At 61.0% G+C, this 18,184-nt stretch carries 18 protein-coding genes and 1 pseudogene; 9 read left to right on the plus strand and 10 right to left on the minus strand.

The window, feature by feature from the left end:
• Positions 1-59: 59 nt before the first annotated feature.
• Genes PL599_RS12760 through bioB form a run of 5 tightly spaced genes read right to left on the minus strand, consistent with a single transcriptional unit; the run spans position 60 to position 5,191 of the window.
• Positions 60-1,046: a beta-ketoacyl-ACP synthase III gene (locus PL599_RS12760; RefSeq protein WP_269823861.1), complete on the minus strand. Its 987-nt coding sequence runs from the start codon at positions 1,044-1,046 to the stop codon at positions 60-62.
• Between the two features lie 56 nt (positions 1,047-1,102).
• Positions 1,103-2,398 carry an adenosylmethionine--8-amino-7-oxononanoate transaminase gene (locus tag PL599_RS12765; protein WP_269823862.1) on the minus strand — a complete coding sequence of 432 codons (1,296 nt, stop codon included), beginning with the start codon at positions 2,396-2,398 and terminating at the stop codon, positions 1,103-1,105.
• Positions 2,395-3,033, minus strand: coding sequence for a dethiobiotin synthase (gene bioD, locus PL599_RS12770; protein ID WP_269823863.1), 639 nt, complete (start codon positions 3,031-3,033; stop codon positions 2,395-2,397). Before bioD ends, PL599_RS12765 begins: the two co-directional genes overlap by 4 nt.
• Positions 3,030-4,175: an 8-amino-7-oxononanoate synthase gene (locus tag PL599_RS12775; protein WP_142913521.1), complete on the minus strand. Its 1,146-nt coding sequence runs from the start codon at positions 4,173-4,175 to the stop codon at positions 3,030-3,032. The genes bioD and PL599_RS12775 overlap by 4 nt, the downstream gene beginning before the upstream one ends.
• Entirely contained in the window at positions 4,172-5,191 is a 1,020-nt protein-coding gene (gene bioB, locus PL599_RS12780; protein ID WP_269823864.1) for a biotin synthase BioB, read from the minus strand. Before bioB ends, PL599_RS12775 begins: the two co-directional genes overlap by 4 nt.
• A gap of 150 nt (positions 5,192-5,341) precedes the next feature.
• Between bioB and PL599_RS12785 the strand changes: the two are divergent.
• The 7 genes and pseudogenes from PL599_RS12785 to PL599_RS12815 form a co-directional block, all read left to right on the plus strand.
• Positions 5,342-5,443 (plus strand): annotated as a pseudogene (locus PL599_RS12785) (acetyltransferase); the annotation flags it as partial.
• 123 nt (positions 5,444-5,566) lie between these two features.
• Entirely contained in the window at positions 5,567-5,980 is a 414-nt protein-coding gene (locus PL599_RS12790; protein ID WP_077983572.1) for a hypothetical protein, read from the plus strand.
• Between the two features lie 87 nt (positions 5,981-6,067).
• Positions 6,068-6,298, plus strand: coding sequence for a hypothetical protein (locus PL599_RS12795; RefSeq protein WP_173991214.1), 231 nt, complete (start codon positions 6,068-6,070; stop codon positions 6,296-6,298).
• Entirely contained in the window at positions 6,295-7,770 is a 1,476-nt protein-coding gene (locus PL599_RS12800) for a TolC family protein (RefSeq protein ID WP_269823865.1), read from the plus strand. Before PL599_RS12795 ends, PL599_RS12800 begins: the two co-directional genes overlap by 4 nt.
• Before the next feature lie 14 nt (positions 7,771-7,784).
• Positions 7,785-9,134 carry a multicopper oxidase family protein gene (locus PL599_RS12805; protein WP_269823866.1) on the plus strand — a complete coding sequence of 450 codons (1,350 nt, stop codon included), beginning with the start codon at positions 7,785-7,787 and terminating at the stop codon, positions 9,132-9,134.
• 54 nt (positions 9,135-9,188) lie between these two features.
• Entirely contained in the window at positions 9,189-9,665 is a 477-nt protein-coding gene (locus tag PL599_RS12810; RefSeq protein ID WP_173991220.1) for a cupredoxin domain-containing protein, read from the plus strand.
• Positions 9,666-9,688: 23 nt separating this feature from the next.
• The gene (locus PL599_RS12815) at positions 9,689-9,973 is read left to right on the plus strand and encodes a copper-binding protein (RefSeq protein WP_142913527.1); all 285 of its coding nucleotides are present in this window, start codon (positions 9,689-9,691) and stop codon (positions 9,971-9,973) included.
• Positions 9,974-10,184: 211 nt separating this feature from the next.
• Here the strand turns inward: PL599_RS12815 and PL599_RS12820 are convergent, their stop codons facing one another.
• Positions 10,185-11,705: an MFS transporter gene (locus PL599_RS12820; protein ID WP_269823867.1), complete on the minus strand. Its 1,521-nt coding sequence runs from the start codon at positions 11,703-11,705 to the stop codon at positions 10,185-10,187.
• Between the two features lie 130 nt (positions 11,706-11,835).
• On the opposite strand from PL599_RS12820, the gene PL599_RS12825 reads away from it, so the two are divergent.
• Complete coding sequence (locus PL599_RS12825) at positions 11,836-12,687, plus strand: LysR family transcriptional regulator (RefSeq protein ID WP_162520545.1); 852 nt, start codon at positions 11,836-11,838, stop codon at positions 12,685-12,687.
• A 123-nt stretch (positions 12,688-12,810) separates the two neighbouring features.
• The gene (locus PL599_RS12830; RefSeq protein ID WP_269823868.1) at positions 12,811-13,593 is read left to right on the plus strand and encodes a pyrroline-5-carboxylate reductase; all 783 of its coding nucleotides are present in this window, start codon (positions 12,811-12,813) and stop codon (positions 13,591-13,593) included.
• A gap of 54 nt (positions 13,594-13,647) precedes the next feature.
• Here PL599_RS12830 and PL599_RS12835 read toward each other — a convergent pair whose 3' ends face one another.
• The 4 genes from PL599_RS12835 to PL599_RS12850 all read right to left on the minus strand — a co-directional run bounded on the left by PL599_RS12835 (position 13,648) and on the right by PL599_RS12850 (position 18,154).
• Positions 13,648-15,246, minus strand: a complete 1,599-nt coding sequence (locus PL599_RS12835; RefSeq protein WP_077983581.1) for an MFS transporter — start codon at positions 15,244-15,246, stop codon at positions 13,648-13,650.
• Entirely contained in the window at positions 15,243-15,683 is a 441-nt protein-coding gene (locus tag PL599_RS12840; protein WP_142913532.1) for a DoxX family protein, read from the minus strand. The genes PL599_RS12835 and PL599_RS12840 overlap by 4 nt, the downstream gene beginning before the upstream one ends.
• Positions 15,684-15,881: 198 nt before the next feature.
• On the minus strand, positions 15,882-17,864 hold the full coding sequence (locus tag PL599_RS12845) for an amidohydrolase (protein ID WP_137411311.1): 1,983 nt from the start codon (positions 17,862-17,864) through the stop codon (positions 15,882-15,884).
• Positions 17,864-18,154 carry a XapX domain-containing protein gene (locus PL599_RS12850; protein WP_137411310.1) on the minus strand — a complete coding sequence of 97 codons (291 nt, stop codon included), beginning with the start codon at positions 18,152-18,154 and terminating at the stop codon, positions 17,864-17,866. Before PL599_RS12850 ends, PL599_RS12845 begins: the two co-directional genes overlap by 1 nt.
• Positions 18,155-18,184: the final 30 nt, after the last annotated feature.

An 18,184-nucleotide genomic window follows, 5' to 3' on the forward strand; every position in this document is an offset into this window, starting at 1 on the left:
GTCAGCTTCCTGAGTTGTGAATACAGCACAGCATCGCGACATCCCGTGCCCTGCATCGTTCATGCGCGATAAACGGCCGCTCCACCCGTCATACCGGCGCCGGCGGCGGTCAAAAGCAGGATTTCGCCTTCCGCGAGAGGCCTTTCGGCGTTGGTGACGGAGAGCGAAAGCGGAATGGTTGCGGCGGAAGAATTGCCGAAGCTTTCTATGGTGCGGACCGTCTTTTGCCTGTCAATGCCGAGATTGCCGCAGACGGCGTCGAACATACGGGCATTGGCCTGATGCGGCACGAAACGGTCGATATCGACTGCCGTCATTCCGACTTCATGCAACACCCTTTGCGCGGTCTCGGTCATCAGCGTCACGGCACGGGAGAAAACCTCGCGGCCGTCACGCATTGTCATCAGCGCCTCCTCAGTGGATGTATCGGCTGAGAAGGGCTGGCTACTGCCCCCCGCCGCTATCTGGATCAGATCGTAACCGCCGCCATCCGCAACGAGATCGGCCGACAAAAGCCCACGCTGCGCCTGGCGGCAGGGCTTGAGTACGACAGCGCCGGCGGCATCGGCGAACAGGACAGCGCTTGCCCTTTCCGCCGGATTGATACGACGGCTCAATATATTGGCGGCAACGACGAGCACGGCGCGGCCGTGGGTGCGGACAAAGCCATCCGCAAGCGTGAGCGCATAAAGAAAGCCGGAACAGGCCCCGGCAAGATCGATCGCGCCGGATCGGGTAAGGCCCAGCCTGTGTGCGAGCAGCGGCGCCGAGGGCGGCAGAAGATGATCCGGCGTGGAAGTCGCAAGCAGCGTCAATGCGATGTCATCGGAGGCGATTTCGGCGTCTTCCAGCGCCATGCGGCCGGCTCTCGCCGCAAGGCCGCTCAGCGTGTCGCCCTCTTGCGCCCAATAACGCGTGCGGATGCCGGTGCGCCGCTCGATCCAGCCGGCTTCCAGCCCGAGACTGGTCTCAATCTCGACATTTTCAACACATCTTGACGGAACGGCATGACCAAAACCGGCCATGCGGGAAGAACGGGTCTGCATTGTCAGGACTTTCGGAGACGGTTCTGGAACAGGTTGAACATGGCCGCACCCTGTTCTCACGCGATGCCGAGCGCGCGCGATTTTAGCGGAGCGGTTTCGGTGACGATCCCGGCCACCTCGTCGATGGCGTCAAAGACGCTGCTTAAATCTTCCGCCGTCGAACAATAGGGCGGCATCAGGTAAAGCACATTGCCGAGCGGGCGGATAACGAACCCGCGCTTACGGAACAATTGCCGCATGCGCGGCCCCGCCTCGGCGAGATACCCGCCGGCGGGCGTCACGAGATCGAGGGCCGCGATGGTCCCAATTTGCCGAATACCGGTAAAACGCCGGTCATCTGCAAATCGCTGGAGATTGTCGTGCAGAACCTGTTGCAATTGCCCCATGCGTTGAAGCACGGGCTCATCCCGCCAGACCTGAAGATTGGCGACAGCCGCAGCACAGGCGATCGGATTGGCCGTATAGGAACTGGAATGGAAGAAGGTCTTGCGGCGATCCGTCGAAAAATGCGCGTCGAAAATCTCCGCACTGCACAGCGTTGCCGCCAGCGGCAAGGAGCCGCCGGTCAGGCCCTTGGAGGTGCACAGAATATTCGGCGCAATGCCGGCCTGTTCGCAGGCGAACATGGTTCCGGTTCTGCCCCAGCCCGTCATCACCTCGTCTGCAATAACGAGGCAGCCATGGCGTTCGGCGATCTGTTTCAGCCCGGCCAGAACATCCGCGCCGTAAATCTTCATGCCGCCCGCCCCGAGCACCAGCGGCTCGACCAACAGGGCGGCGATACGGCCTGAACGGCAGAAGTTTTCGAACATGTCCAGCGTGTGCTGTTCGTTGCCCGCTTCCGGAAAAGCCAGCCGGTCGACGCCGAAGAGCAGCGGTTCGTAAGCGGCATTGAAGACACCGCGCTCACCGGTCGACATGGTGCCGATAGTGTCGCCGTGATAGCCGTGCTCCATCACCACGATACGGTCGCGCTTTTCTCCGCGATTATGGAAATATCCCAGCGCCATTTTCAGCGCTACCTCAACCGCAGTCGAGCCGCTATCGGAATAAAACACATGGCTTAACCCGGCGGGCGCAAGCTCGATCAGCCCGCGCGCCAGCGTTTCGGCGGGTTCATGGGAGAACTCGGCGAAAATGACCTGGTCGAAGGCCTCTGTCGCAGCGCGGATGGCCGCCATGATCGCCGGGTGCCGGTGCCCGTGGGTGATGACCCACCAGGAGGAAATGGCGTCGAACAGGCGATTGCCGTCCTCATCGACGAGAAATGCGCCTTCCGCAGAAACGACGCGTTTCATTGGCGGTTCCAGCCCATGCTGGGTGAAGGGATGCCAGATCGGGGAACGGCTCATGCCGGCGTCTCCAGAAAATCAGCGAGATTGAAGTGTCGCGCAAAGGCCCGATGCAGCGCCTCTGATGTCATCTCCGGCAGGCGCGGCAGACGGCCGAGCGGGCGAACGGCGCCTATATTGGCGATGACGCGCTCATTTTCCCGGTTCTCGTCCCCGATGAAAACCACGCCCTGCACGGGAATGGCACGGTGCCGCGACGCCTCGAGCGAGAGCAGCGTGTGGTTGATGGTGCCCAACGACGTCCTTGCGCATAACACAAGCGGAATTTGCCAGCGGGCGAAGATATCGGCGAAGAGCACCGTGTCCGTCAGCGGCACCAGAAGCCCGCCCGCCCCCTCGATCACCAGCGGTCCATCCGTTTGCGGCGGCAGCAGCAGCGCGGGATCGATCGTTATATTCTCGCCGCGGGCCGATAGATGCGGCGAAGCCGGCATTTTCAGGCGATAGGCCTCCGGTAGAATACGCCCGCGCGGCACGCCACCCAGCCGTTCCACCGTCTCGCTGTCTGTTTCTTCCTCCAGCCCGGATTGCACGGGTTTCCAGTAATATGCCTGCAGGGCCTGGGTCAGCGCTGCGGAAAAAACCGTCTTGCCGATGCCCGTATCGGTGCCGGAGATGACGAAACGAGGGCTCATTTCCGCTCCTCCGCAAGCGAAAGGGCGAGCAGCCCGATCATATTGGCGATCTGGCTTTCATCCACATTGAGCGTGATGGCGATGCGCAGGCGCGCCGTGCCCTCCGGCACCGTCGGCGGGCGGATCGCCCGCACATCGAAACCACCCTCCCGCAAATGCGCGGCGATACGCAGCGAACGGGCATTGTCGCCTATCATCACCGGTAATATCTGCGAGCCGCTGGGCGCAACGCCGAGCCGGGAGCGAAGCTCCTCGCCGGCAAAGTTTACCAGTTCCGCCAGCCGCAAGCGCCGCCATGGTTCATCGTCGACGATGCGCAGGGCTTCCCGAACCGCCGCAGCCATCAGCGGCGAAGGTGCGGTCGAATAGATGAAACCGCGGGCGCGGTTGACGAGATAATCGGCGAGAACCGCCGGCAGGCTCAAAAGCGCACCGGAAAGACCGAGCGCCTTGCCGCAGGTGTGCAACGCCACCAAATTGTCCCGGCCTTCCAGCTCCGCGGCAAGGCCACGCCCGCCGGGGCCGAAAACACCGGTGGCATGGGCCTCGTCGACGACAAGGAAGCCCTCATATTTCCCGGCAAGATCAGCCAGGGCCGAAAGCGGCGCACGGTCGCCATCCATGGAATAAAGGCTTTCGACGGCGATCCACGGTCGGCCCCGGCCACCCTCTTGCCGCCAGCGGATTATTTCCCGTTCGAATGCCTCGACCTGATTATGCGGCACCGCGATCGCCTTCGCCTTGCCGGCCACGATACCGTCATGGACGCTGGCATGGATCAGGGCGTCGTGAAGAACGAGGTCTTCCCGCAGCGGCAATGTGGAGAACAGTGCGACATTAGCGGCAAAACCGCTGCCGAAATTGATCGCTTTTTCCGCCCCGAAAAGCACCGCCGCTTCCGCTTCCAGCGCCTCATGTTCGGGATGGTTGCCACGCAGCAGCCGCGAGCCGCCGGCCCCCGCCGGCACGCCCCTTCCGATGGCGTCGGCGATTGCCGCCTTCAGCCGGGGTGAATCGGCAAGCCCAAGATAGTCGTTGGAGGTGAAGTCGACCCCCTGTTGAGGAGCAAGTGCGCGCAGCCGCGATTTGCGCTCCAGGCCGGCAAGCTTCGCCTCATAGGGGGAGAACGCCGCAAGGTTCACCGGCACCCTCCCGCCTCCCCAGACTGCAATTCCATCGGCTTCAGGCCCAGACGGCGGAAAAGCGCCGTGTCGTGGTCCTCACCCGGATTATCCGCCGTCAGCAGCGTCTCGCCGATGAAGATGGAGTTGGCGCCGGCCAGGAAACAGAGCGCCTGTGTCTCATCGCTCATCTCCGTGCGCCCGGCCGAAAGCCGCACATGCGAACGCGGCATGAGGATACGCGCCAGCGCGATGGTGCGGACGAAATCGATGGGATCGACGGGATCGGCATTGGCAAGCTTCGATCCGGGGATCGGGATCAGCATGTTGATCGGCACGCTTTCCGGCGGAACCGGTAGATTGGCGAGCGTCACCAGCATCGAGATCCGGTCTTCCACCGTTTCCCCCATGCCGAGAATGCCGCCGGCGCAGACCTTGATGCCGGCATCTCGGACATTGGCCAGCGTTTCCAGCCGGTCCTCGAAGGTGCGGGTGGTGATGATCTCAGAATAAAACCGCTCGGAAGTGTCGACGTTGTGGTTATAGTAGTCGAGACCGGCATCGGCCAGCCGTTCGGATTGCTCCGGCGTCAGCATGCCGAGCGTCATGCAGGTTTCCATGCCGAGCGCCTTCACGCCCTCGACCATGGCCACCACGGCCTCCATGTCGCGCTCCTTGGGATTGCGCCAGGCAGCACCCATGCAATAACGCGTCGCGCCGCCTTCCTTCGCCTTGCGCGCCTCAGCCAGCACCCGCTCCACTTCCATGAGTTTGGAGGCCTTGAGGCCTGTCGGGTTGCGGGCGGACTGGCTGCAATAGCTGCAATCCTCCGGGCAGCCGCCGGTCTTGATGGATAAAAGCCGGCTCATCTGGATGGCGTTGGGATCGAAATGACAGCGATGCACCTGCTGGGCGCGGAACAGAAGATCGTTAAACGACAAATTATAGATAATTATGGCTTCCTCAAGCGACAAACGATCTCCCGGACTCGCAATTGGAGCTAGATTTCTGTCGATTTGCGTCACGATCTGGCCCATCTGTCGATCTTTCCCTCAAAATAAATAGATAGAAGTTCGTTTTATCTATTTTTCTCGAACCCCGTTTTGCAAGCACTTTTTTCGAGAAAGATTTTTTGACAGGAGAGATGGGCGACAGATGCGGGAGCAGGATCGTCGGGGCCATAGAGTTATCGCCGGCTGGGATTCGAACAGACGGGACGCTCCGCCCTCGACGGACAGGGGCGACCCTATCCGCTCGCTCCTCTTCAATGTCGCGCAACGGGAGAATAGGCCGCAAGCTACGCCCGTACGCTTGCCACCCGCGCTGCGCGGGAATGCGACATGACGGCTTTCGTCAATGGTTATGAGGTATATCCATTGACAAATCACAGGACTGCAGCTTTTCTATCCAGCATGCGTGAGATGTTGCGAGCATCGAAATTAATGGCCCTGTTGTTCAGACTGGTGATGATCCTGTCACTGGCGGGCTATAGCGTTTCCACTGTCGATGCCGCAATGCATCCTGCCGAAGCCGGTGGAATGCAGCACGATCAGTCCGCCATGATCGACCACGGCGCGATGATGGACCATGGCGGTTCAACCATGATGTCCGATAGTCATGATCACAACGACATGACCGCCGAGCATGATAGCGGCGCCCAAAAAACCGCAAAGCCCCAATGCTGCGGCGATTTCTGTCTCGGCATGGCGGTCCTGATCAGCCACGACACTACTGGCAGACCCGTCGTCAACAGCATCCGCTCGTTCCTCGATGACAGCAAGGCGCTGGGCCAGACTCCGCTGCTTCACCGTCCCCCGAATATCTGAACAGGCAAAGCCCGCCTTTGGGCAGTGACCGTGCGTGAGCGGCTTTAGCGCCGTCGCGCCGTTGAATCTCCTGTTCGGAAAATAACCATGAACCCAATTTACATTGTGGTTGCAGCGCCCCTGCTTTTGGGCGGCTGCACAGCCACATCCCTGATGAACGAGACCGCCTCATATGACGACGCGGCAAACCCGTCGCTCGGCGCCGCCCCTATCCGCTATCAGACCCCGGTCGCGGGTTACGCGCACCGCACGCCGGTGGACCCGAAGCCCTGGCGGAACCAGAACGATGCGCAGGCTCCGAAAGGAGACGCATCATGACGATACTTACCTTCAAACTGGGCGCGAAACTCGCGGCCACCCTTTGCCTGCCGTTTCTTCTTGGCGGCTGTGTTACGGCCGCCCACTATGCGTCGCGCGACGCCGGTTTCACCAATGTTTCGGCCAGAACATCCGAGGCGACGGGAAAACAGGCGGTCTGGGTGCAGAACCGGACCGAGGCGCAGGCGACGCAGGCCCGCGTTAAATCGCTGATGGCAGCGAGCAAGACCCTTGATGTCGAGACGGCGGTGCAGGTTGCGCTGCTGAATAACAAAGGCCTTCAGGCGGCCTATGCCGATCTCGGCGAATCCGCCGCCACCGCATGGCAATCGACCATGCTGATCAATCCGCGGATCGGCATCGGGCTGACGGGGATCGGCACCCCAGGTCTCAGGGCCTACAAGGCGATCGAAGGTGTCGTCGTCACCAATATTCTGGCGCTCGCCACCCTCAAGAAAAATGTCGAGATCGCCGATACCGGTTTCCGCAAGGCGCAGCTTGGCGCCGCGCTGAAGACGCTGCAACTGGCGTCTGATACCCGCCGCGCCTGGATAACCGCAGTGGCGGCATGGGAAAATGTCAGCCAGCTGGCGCAGGCACAGACCGCGGCGGATGCCGCCTCGGAACTTGCCGCCAAGCTTGGGGAAGCGGGTTCGCTCAACAAAGAGGGCCAAGCCCGCGAGCAGGTCTTTTACGCCGAACTGACGGGCCAGATCGCCAAGGCGCGGCTTGAGGCCCGCCTTGCCAAGGAGGAACTGACGCGGCTGATGGGACTGTGGGGCGCCGACATCGAATACACCATTCCCAACCGCCTGCCCCCGCTTCCGAAGGCGCTTGCCAAACGGGACATGATCGAGGCCGAGGCGCTGCAGCGCCGCGTGGACCTGCAGATGGCCAGGCTCGATCTGGAGGCAACCGCCCGATCGTTCAAGCTCACCGAAGCCACCCGATATGTGACCGATCTCGAAATCCGCTCCGGCTTCGAGACCGAACGCGAGCTGGAGGATGGCGAAAAACACAAGCAGACAACCGGCAATGCAGAGCTGGAATTCGTCATTCCGATCTTCGATTCCGGTCAGGCACGCATGCGGGAATCCGAACTCGCCTATATGCGCGCGGCGAACCTGCTGGCGGAAAAGGCGGTCAATGTCCGCTCGGAAGCCCGCTCCGCCTATCAGGCCTATCGCTCAAATTACGACATCGCCCGACACTACCGCAACAGCGTGGTGCCGCTGCGCACCAAAATCGAGGAGCAGTCGCTGCTGACCTATAATGGCATGATCACCAACACCTTCGAGCTTCTGGCCGACAGCCGGGAAAAGGTCAGTTCCAACCTGCTGGCCATCAATGCCAAACGCGACTTCTGGCTCGCGCAGGCCGGCCTCGCTCCCGCCATCTACGGGGGAGGTACGGGTGCTGCGGCAGGTGCGGAGACCGAGGTTGCCGCCGCTGGCGGCGGTGGCGGACACTGAGAAAGGAAATCACCATGTTCAATAGAAGAAACTTTCTGGGTGTCGGCGCAGCCATGGTCTCCTCGGCGGCCTGGGCGAAAACATCCAACACCAGCCTGCCGGAAGCGGCCGTGATGGAAACGGCTGCGACCCAGGCCCCGGTCAAGCCCACCACCGGCCCCGATTACAACCCTGTGGTCACGTTGAACGGCTGGACCCTGCCCTTCCGGATGAACAACGGCGTCAAGGAATTCCACCTTGTCGCCGAGCCGGTGGAGCGCGAAATGGCGGAGGGCATGACCGCCCGTCTCTGGGGTTATAACGGTCAGTCGCCCGGCCCGACCATCGAGGCCGTCGAAGGCGACCGGGTGCGTATTTTCGTCACCAACAAGCTTCCGGAACATACGACGATCCACTGGCACGGCATGATCCTGCCGTCCGGCATGGATGGGGTGGGCGGCCTGTCGCAGCCGCATATTCCTGTCGGCAAGACCTTCGTCTACGAGTTCGACCTCGTGAAATCGGGCACCTTCATGTACCACCCGCATTCGGACGAGATGGTGCAGATGGCGATGGGCATGATGGGTTTCTTCGTTGTCCATCCGAAGGACCCCACCTTCATGCCGGTGGACCGCGATTTCGTGTTCCTCCTCAACGCCTTCGACATCAACCCGGGCGCCTCCGTTCCCAAGATCATGACGATGACGGATTTCAACCTGTGGGCATGGAACAGCCGGGTGTTTCCGGGCATCGATCCGCTGGTGGTTTCCAAGGACGACCGGGTGCGCGTGCGCGTCGGCAACCTGACCATGACCAACCATCCGATCCACATGCATGGTTACGATTTCGAGGTGACCTGCACGGATGGCGGCTGGGTGCGGCCCGAGGCGCGCTGGCCGGAGGTTAGCATCGACATTCCCGTCGGCGCCATGCGCGCCTACGAATTCGACGCCAAATATGTCGGCGACTGGGCGATCCATTGCCACAAGTCGCACCATACGATGAACGCCATGGGACATGACGTCCCGACCTTCATCGGCGTCGACAAGAAGACTGTCGCAGAGAAAATCCGCAAGGTGCGGCCGGAATATATGCCGATGGGCACCGCCGGCATGGCCGATATGGGCGCGATGGAAATGGAAATCCCTGAAAATACCGTACCCATGATGACGGGTTGGGGGCCGCACGGCCCGATCGAAATGGGCGGCATGTTCTCCGTGGTGAAGGTCCGCGAAGGCATCTCCGCGGGCGATTACTCAGATCCCGGCTGGTACGAAAACCCGCCCGGAACCCAGGCCTGGGAATGGACCGGCACGTTGCCGGATACGACCAAGACCAATGACCCCAAAACGCAGATCACGCCGAAACCGATGAAACACGGCTGATCGCGCAGACACACACACCCACAAGATCCCCCACCAAAATCAAGGAAATATGGAATGACCAAACTGAAAATTGCACTGCTTCTTGCCGCTCTCGCCACGCCCGCCCTTGCATCGGGCACTCATGGCGGCGGCCATGAAGCGATGGCGATCGGTGAACCGGGCGACAAGGCCAAGGTGACCCAGACCATTCAGGTGACGATGAAGGAAACGCCTGATGGAAAGATGGTGTTCACGCCCGCCAAATTCGAATTCAAAAAGGGCAAAACGGTTCGCTTCGCCGTGAAGAATGTCGGCGAACTGGACCATGAATTCATTCTCGACGAACAGAAGGCCAATCTGGAGCACAAGGCCGCCATGGAGAAGGCTCCGGAAATGGAGCACGACAATCCGAATGCGATCAGCCTCGCGCCCGGCGAAAGCGGCGAAATCATCTGGAAATTCACCAATGACGGCATGTTCGAATTCGCCTGCCTGAAGCCCGGACATTACGAGGCCGGCATGCGCGGCGATCTCAAAGTTTCTGCAAAGTAACCCGGCAACAAAGGAATCTGACCATGAAGACCATCGTAAAAATCGCCGTTGCAACGGCACTCCTGCTCACCGCTCCCCTCAGTGCATTCGCGGAAGAATTCACCAAGGGAACGGTCAAAAAGGTCGATACCGCAGCCAAGAAGGTCACCATCATCCATGAAGAACTGAAGAACCTCGACATGCCGGCAATGACGATGGTGTTCCGCGTCAAGGACGATGCGATCCTCGCCAAGCTCAAGGAAGGCGCCAATATCGAGTTCGTCGCCGAACGCGAAAACGGCAAGCTGGTCGTCGCCCAGGTGAAATAAGACATCGGCAGTTGCACACGCCTGTGATAGATTCGCACAGGCGTGTGCGATACGATGGTAAAGAAGCCACGGGATCGCAGATTTTCCCGAGCTGGCATCATCCCTAAAGCTGATCCATTCCAGCATGCTGCGGCCCTGTTTCCGCGCTTGCAGGCGCAACGCTGCTAATGACGAGGCGAAGAAAACAGCTTTCCCTCTGGCAGCCGTCGCCCTAACCTCGGGCGGGTTTTCGCGCCGGACCGAAGATCATAAAACTGATGGCGGCAAGGAACCAGACGCTGATGCCGGCATAGAGCATGACCAGCCCGAACCCGTCCGCAAGCGCGCGATGGACGAGTTCTTCCGAAATCCCCTGCGCCGAGGCGCCGGCAGTTCCCGCCGCGATCTTTTCCGCCAGCGACTGCACTTCATGCACATCCGCACCGGAAGGCAGGTTTGCCCAAAGCGAAGCCTGGACGCCCTCGACCAGAATAAAGCCCATGATCGGGATGTTGATGGCGAGCGAAATCATCCGTGCGCTCATGTCGATGCCCGAGGCCATGCCGGAACGGGCGGGAGAAACCGCACCCGTGGTGGTGTTGGTAACAGGCGTATTGGTCAGCCCCAGCCCGATACCGGCGAGGATGCAGCCGGGCAGCATGGTGAGCCAGCTCGCATTTTCGATGCCGCTTCCCAATTTCATCAGCATAAAACCGAGGCCGATGGTGAACAGCCCGGCCGGAATGACGAGGCGCGGCTGGTAGCGCAACGACAGGCGCTCCGCCAAGGGCGGCATCACCAGCGCTGGCAGCGTATAGGCAAGCAGGCCGAGGCCGGCGGTGACGCTGTCATAACCGAGACCCGCCTGAAACCAGATCGGCAGATAGATCATGAATGGCCAGAAGCTGATATTCATCGCCGCAGAGCCGATGATCGCCCCCGAAAAAGGCCTGATGCGGAAGACGGAGAAATCGAACATCGGTCTTGAACTAAGCTTTTCAGCAATCACGAAGGCGATGCAGCTTGCCAGAGAAATGCCAAGGATCAGGAGCGCCGCCGGGCCCACAAAACCGAGCACGGGTCCCTGGGTGATGAAAAAGGCAAGGCAAAAAACGGCGACCGAAAGCGTGACCATGCCGGCAAGATCGAGACGCGCCGCCTCCGGATCGCGCGATTCCCCAACGCCGCCGGCGGCAAGCAGCCATGTTCCCGCGCCGAGCAGGACGTGAACGAGGAAAACCCATTCCCAGCTCCAAAGCGCAACGATGACGCCGCCTACGATTGGGCCGAAGCCTAGCCCCATGCCCGAGACGACACCCCACCACCCGAACGCCATGCCGCGTTCGCGTGCCGTGCGGAACTGATGCGACAGGATGGCGATCTGGCAGACCAGCATCGCTCCGCCGCTCAGCCCCTGAAGGAAACGGGCGCCGATCAGCACCGAGACGTTTTCCGTCATTCCGCAGGCCAGAGAGGAGAGTGCAAAAGCGGCGATGCTGGCGATGAAGACACGTTTGCGACCGAAGCGATCTGCCAGCGCCCCCGTCGCCATCAGCACCATCGTCACGCCGATCGTGTAGGCGTTCATGATCCACTGAAGCTGGCGGAAATCCGCATGCAGCACCTGTTCGAGTGTTGGCAGGATCGCCGGAACGCTGGAAATTTCCAGCCCGAACATCAGGGCGGAGAGGCAAACGGCAGCGAGCGCCATGGCACTTCTGCTGTTTGCTGGTGCGGTAACGGCAAGGGTCATTCTTCAGCCTTTCATGGGTCGGTCCGCCACTGCGAAAACCGGTCTGTGGAGGAGGTACGCTAGACAAAGCTTGACCATAACTGAATTGGATGATTGGCTATTTCAGAGACAACAAATTGGAATGATCGATATGAGCACGCTGGATGTTGAGGCCGTCGAGGCCTTCGTCACCATCGCCGATATGCAGAGCTTCACCCGTGCTGCCGAAGCGCTCGGTACCACTCAGGGCGCCATCAGCGTCAAGCTCAAGCGGCTGGAAGATAGGCTCGGCCAGCGGCTGCTCGAACGCACGCCGCGCTCCGTGCGGCTCTCAGCGCAGGGCGCGGTGTTTCTGGCCCCCGCCCGCGAGTTTCTCGCCGCGCATGATCGGGCGTTGGCGGGTCTTTCCTCGCCGCGCCGCCGCTTCGGCCTTGGCATTGCCGCCCACGTTGCGGGACCGGAGGTTCCGACCCTGCTTGCACGTCTCAACGACCACGACCCCGGGCTTACGATTGAAGTGCGCATGGATCATTCCCGATCCCTGCTGGACGCCTTCGACCGTGGGGAGATCGATGCGGCAATCATCCGGCGCGAGGATGACCGGCGCGACGGCGAAGTGCTCGGACCGGAACATTTCGGCTGGTATGCGACCCCGCAATTCGAATATCGTCAGGGTGAACCGCTGCGGCTGGCAGCGCTCTCACCCGCCTGTGGCGTGCGCGACATCGCCACCCGCGCCCTGGATGCGGCTGCGATTGCGTGGACGGAAGTGTTTCTCGGCGGCACATCGTCGATGGTGACCGCCGCCGTCTCGGCGGGCCTTGCGGTTTCCGCCTTCTCCTGCCGTCTTGCGCCACCCGGCACCGTGGAGGTCAGCCAGCGTTTTGGCCTGCCGCCACTGCCTTCCACGGAAATCATCATGTTCTCGACCCTGACGGACGGCAGATCTCGGGAAGCGTTACGCACACTCGCCGCGGCATTTCGCGAGCACCGCCCAGCATAATCACTATGGTCCCGCAGATTGGCGTCGCCTGCTTGTCGACAATTCCCGGCAGAAAATTTAGCATCGGACGAAAAATGAAACGGCCGATGCTTCTTTCGGTCCAATCGCCGCAGCGGAGACTTCATGTCACTTCCCCAGAAAATCGGCTTTATCGGAACCGGCGCCATCACCGACGCGATGGTGCGTGGCCTGCTCGCGAAGCCCGCCGCCGTTCCACATGTGATGGTGTCACAACGCAGTGCCGATATTTCCGCCAGGCTTGCCGCCGATTTCCCACAGGTGATCGTCTCCGGCGATAATCAGGCAATCGTCGATGGCTGCGATACCGTCATGCTGGCTATCCGGCCGCAGATAGCTGAGGAAGTCATTCGGTCTCTCCGGTTCCGGGACGCGCAGAAAATCATCAGCGTCGTTGCCGCAACCGGCCGCGAGAAGCTTCTGGACTGGATCGGCGCGGATGTGCGTCTCGCCCAGGCGATCCCGCTGCCCTTCGTCGCACGGCGCAAGGGCGTCACCGCCATTTATCCCGCCGATACGGATACGGCTGCAATCTTCAACGTGCTTGGTAATGCGGTGGAATGCGAGACGAAAGCGGAATACGATCTTCTGGCCGCCGCCAGCGCGCTGATGGCCACCTATTTCGGCATCATGCAGACAACGACCGAATGGTTGGCTGAAAACGGTCTGCCAGAAGAAAAGGCCCGTTCCTATATTACTCCCCTCTTCGCCGGTCTCTCCGAGGTGGCGGTATTGGCCGGAAGCAAGGCTGATTTTAGCGAGACCAGCCGCGAATTCGCCACCAAAGGCGGCCTCAACGAGCAAGTGCTGCTGGACTTTAACGGCAAGGGAGGTTCAAGGACGCTGAAAGAAGCACTGAGCCGCGTGCTGGAGCGGATTACGCAATAGCCGGATAGTTGCAACGGCAATAACAAAAAAGGGGCCTTTCGGCCCCTTTCTGTCTTATGCCTTCCCCGGACGATTGATTGTGAGGAAGTGCCGCACGACAGGCTTTTCCAGCCCGGAATGATAAGCCAGCACCTTGCCCTGCAAATCCGCATCAGCGTGGGAAACCCGCTTGTGCTGGCGCAGATGCTCGGCCCAGGATTCCACCATGAACCATTCAACGATCTTTTGCGGATCGGCGGAGTCTTCCGTCACACCCCAGCCATAGGCGCCATCGCGGCGACGTTCCTGGGAAAGTTCGTCCAGCGCATGCAGGAAGGCCGAGCGGTGATGCTTTTCGACATTATATTCGATCAGGATCAGAACCGGGCCGCGATCATGGGCGACCGGCTCGGCGACGAGCGGTTCGGGCCAATGGTTGGACGGCACCATATCCGCATCGCCCGCAGGCAATTTCAGGCGGTGCATGACGACGCCCGCAATCAGCAATCCCGCAGCGCCAATCAGCAACGCACCCGGAACGCCTGTCGCTTCACCAACAGCGCCCCAGCCAAGGCTGCCGACCGTCATCGCGCCATTGAAGACGGTGAGGTAAACGGCAAGGCCACGGCCGCGCACCCAGTTCGGCAGAACCGCCTGGGCGGCACCATTCAGCGTCGTCAGCGCCGTGATCCATGCGCCACCGAGGAAGAGCAGGATGATGATGGCAAGCCACTTTGGCGGTGCGAAGGACAACCCCGCCATGACGAGCGCAGTGGTGAGAGCCGCACCCAGCAGCAGGGCATCGGCATCGAAACGGCCGCGCAGCTTCGGCATGATCAGCGCGCCGCCAATGGCGCCGGCGCCGACGGCACCGAGCAGGATGCCATAGAAGCTCGCATCGCCGCCGAGCAATTGCCGGGCGACCAAAGGCAACAGCGCCCACACAGCACTGGCAAATGCGAAGAAGATCGCAGCCCGCAGCAGGACGACATGCAGTGGCCGGCTCGCGCGGGTGTAACGAAGGCCTGCCCGGAAAGCGCCGAGGAAACCTTCGGCCAGCGCATCGTCGGCGTTCTTCACCCGCGGCCACCACAATAGGGCGGCGATGACAATGAAATAGCTGGCAACGTCGGCGCCATAGGTAACGGCCGCACCGAAGGCCGCAAGCAGAATGCCGCCGGCGGCAGGACCGATGGAACGGGCGATGTTGATGCCGAGCGAGTTCAGCGCCACGGCGCTCTTGATATCCTCACGCTTCACCAGTTCCGGCACGATGGCCTGCCACGTCGGGCCCATCAGCGCCGCACCGATACCGCCGAGGAAGGTGAGCCCGATCAGGGCGCTGACGGATAGAAGTCCGGTGTGAGCAAGAACCATGAGGGTGACGCTGACCGAGGCCAGCAGAAGCTGCACCGCGATCAGGAATTTGCGGCGGTCGAGAATATCCGTCAGCACGCCGGCCGGGATTGCCAAGAGAAAGATCGGCAGCGTCCCTGCCGCCTGAACCATGGCGACGGCCGCCGGCGAGGCTGAAAGATCGGTCATCAGCCATGAACTGGCGACATCGCGCATGAAGCTGCCGGTATTGCCAAGCACCGTCGCCGCCCAGAGGACGGCGAAAACCGGTTGAGCAAGGGGAGCAAAGCTGCTCGCGGAGGATTTTGCGGCACTCATTTGCCTGTTCCTTTCGTGAGATCGATTGCGGCGACGATGATGAAGGCACCGGCAAGGCCAAGATGCTCGAAGAAGGCGTTGGTGGCCATCATGCGGTTCATGCCAGGCGCCATTTCCCAGAAGCGCAAAGCGATGAAGGTGGCCAGAAGCGTGAAACCTGCAAGTGAGAGAGCACCGGCCCAGCGCAGGAAGCCCGACACCACCAATGCGGAGGCGGTAAGCTCGAACAGGATGACGACGACGGCGAATGCGGCCGCCGGCTGAAGGCCAAAATGGTTCATCTCGGCGATAGCGCCGGGGAAGTCGAAGATCTTGGTCAGCGGCCCCTGAATATAGGCCGAGCAAAGCGCGAGAAGCGCAAGGGTCTTTGTGGTGGGGGCGGCAACGACATTTGCGAGGAAGCCGCGAAGTCGAAGGGTTGAAGATGGCTCGGTCATTTTTGCTCCTGCGATCTGGCCGGTCGGCTCGAGCGGCGCTGCGTTCATCTGATGGAGCGATATTGGCGCAAAGGATTACCGCCAACAATTGCATCAATAGTTTCGATATAATTGTTATTTTCGCAATATTGAGTTTGCGGTCGATTTTCATGCCAACGGACGGCGGCATGCGCCGCCCGTTGGGTCTTTAAGATCGGCTCAGACTGCCCAGCAGGAGCAGCCCAACGCGCCGAAGAACCCCTTGAGGTCAGCAATCGGCAGTTTCGACGTCCAGGCACCGGCATGGTCATGACCATGGACGCCGCAATCGCTGGCACAGCCGCAAGAGGTGATGGCTGCGCGTCTGAGCGAGTTCTTTCCAGCACCCTGCGGCTCTCCCCAGGCGGCATAACCTCCAAAGGTTCGCACAGGCGACCAATCGGGCATGGCCGGCGGAATATTGCTTTCATCGAGTGTCCTGAAGTCGCCGGCGCCATAGACGATCTTGCCGCCGACCATGGTCAGTTCGGAGGTAAGGAAGGAGATTTCATCCTCCGCGCAGGAGAAATAATCCTTGTCCGGCACCACGAGATCGGCGAACTGGCCTTTTTCGATGCGGCCCTTCTTGCCTTCCTCGTTGGAAAACCAGGTGACTTTTTCGGTCCACATGCGCAACGCCGTCTCACGGTCGAGGCAGTTGGCGCGCGGATAAAGCTGCATGCCGCCCACCGTCTTGCCCGTCACCATCCAGAACAGCGATACCCACGGATTATAGGAGGCGACGCGCGTTGCATCCGTACCGGCCGAAACATTCACGCCCTTTTCCAGCATCCGGGCAATAGGCGGTGTGGCTTCCGCCACGCCCTGGCCGTAACGCTCGACGAAATATTCGCCCTGATAGGCCATCCGGTGCTGGGTGGCGATGCCGCCGCCAAGGGCGGCGATACGGTCGATGGAGCGATCGGAGATGGTTTCGGCATGGTCGAAGAACCAGTTCAGACCTTCGAGCGGGATATCGCGATTGACCTTTTCGAAGACGTCGAGCGCCCGCGAAATCGTCTCGTCATAGGTGGCGTGCAGACGCCAGGGCCAGCGGTTTTCCGCCAGTATCCGGACGACGTCTTCGAGTTCGCCTTCCATTTCCGGCGGCATGTCCGGTCTCGGCTGACGGAAATCCTCGAAATCGGCTGCGGAAAAGACCAGCATTTCGCCTGCACCATTGTGCCGGAAATAGTCGTTACCCTGCTTGTATTTGACCGATGACGTCCAGTTGAGGAAATCCTCCTTCTCCTGTTTCGGCTTCTGGGTGAAGAGATTATAGGCCAGCCGAACCGTCATCTGGTTCTCATCCGACAGTTTCTGGATCACTTCGTAGTCGTCAGGATAATTCTGGAAGCCGCCCCCGGCGTCGATCACACCGGTCACACCCAGCCGGTTCAGCTCACGCATGAAATGGCGGGTGGAATTGACCTGATAGTCGAGCGGCAGCTTCGGCCCCTTGGCAAGCGTCGAATAGAGAATGCCTGCATTCGGCTTGGCGAGCAGCAGGCCGGTCGGATTACCGTTCGCATCGCGGGTGATCTCGCCGCCGGGCGGGTTCGGCGTGTCCTTGGTATAGCCGACAGCGCGCAATGCCGCGCCGTTCAGCAGTGCCCGGTCGTAAAGATGCAGCAGGAAGACCGGCGTATCCGGCGCCACCGCATTGATTTCCTCGATGGTCGGCAGGCGCTTTTCGACGAACTGGTGCTCGGTGAAGCCGCCAACCACGCGGACCCATTGCGGGGCCGGCGTGATTGCCACCTGACGCTTCAGCATGTCCATGGCATCTGCCAGCGAGCGCACGCCATCCCAGCGCAGTTCCATGTTGAAGTTCAGGCCGCCGCGCACGACGTGGGTGTGGTTGTCGATCAGGCCGGGCAGAACCCGCTTTCCCTTCAGGTCGATGATCTTCGTGTCCGGCCCGGCAAGGGCCATGATCTCGGTGTCGCTTCCCACCTCCAGGAACAGTCCGTCCTTGATGGCGACTGCCGTTGCATTCGGATTGCCGCGATCGAGCGTCGTGACGCGGCCGTTGTGAAGGATCGTATCTGGATGCATGGAAGAACCTCCGCTCTTGATGGGATCAGCGGCTTTAGCCGGTGAAAACAGATTCGGAAAGGCAAGGCTCGAGGCCGCGCCAAGAAAGGTACGACGTGTCGTCATCAGCTTCTCTCCCGCTCGGTCGGCCGCTTGACTTCGGCAAGGCCAGTTGTTTCAGCGCCGCCCTTCGGCATATGGCCGAACATGTGCGGCTTGATCTGGTTGAACCACGAAACGGCGGCCGGTTCCTTGCCGGCGATCGTCTTCGCGAAGGGGATGATCTGCTCTCCGACCAATATGCCGAGCAGACCGACGAGAGCGATGACGGGCGGTGCGGGAGAGCGCACATTGAGCAGGCTGTAAACGATGCCGACCAGCAGACCGGCGCCAAGGGACAGAAGATAGACTTTCATGGGAACCTCCTCGATGGATGAAAGCCGCAC

This window comes from Agrobacterium sp. ST15.16.055, assembly GCF_027956555.1.
GTDB lineage: Bacteria > Pseudomonadota > Alphaproteobacteria > Rhizobiales > Rhizobiaceae > Agrobacterium > Agrobacterium salinitolerans.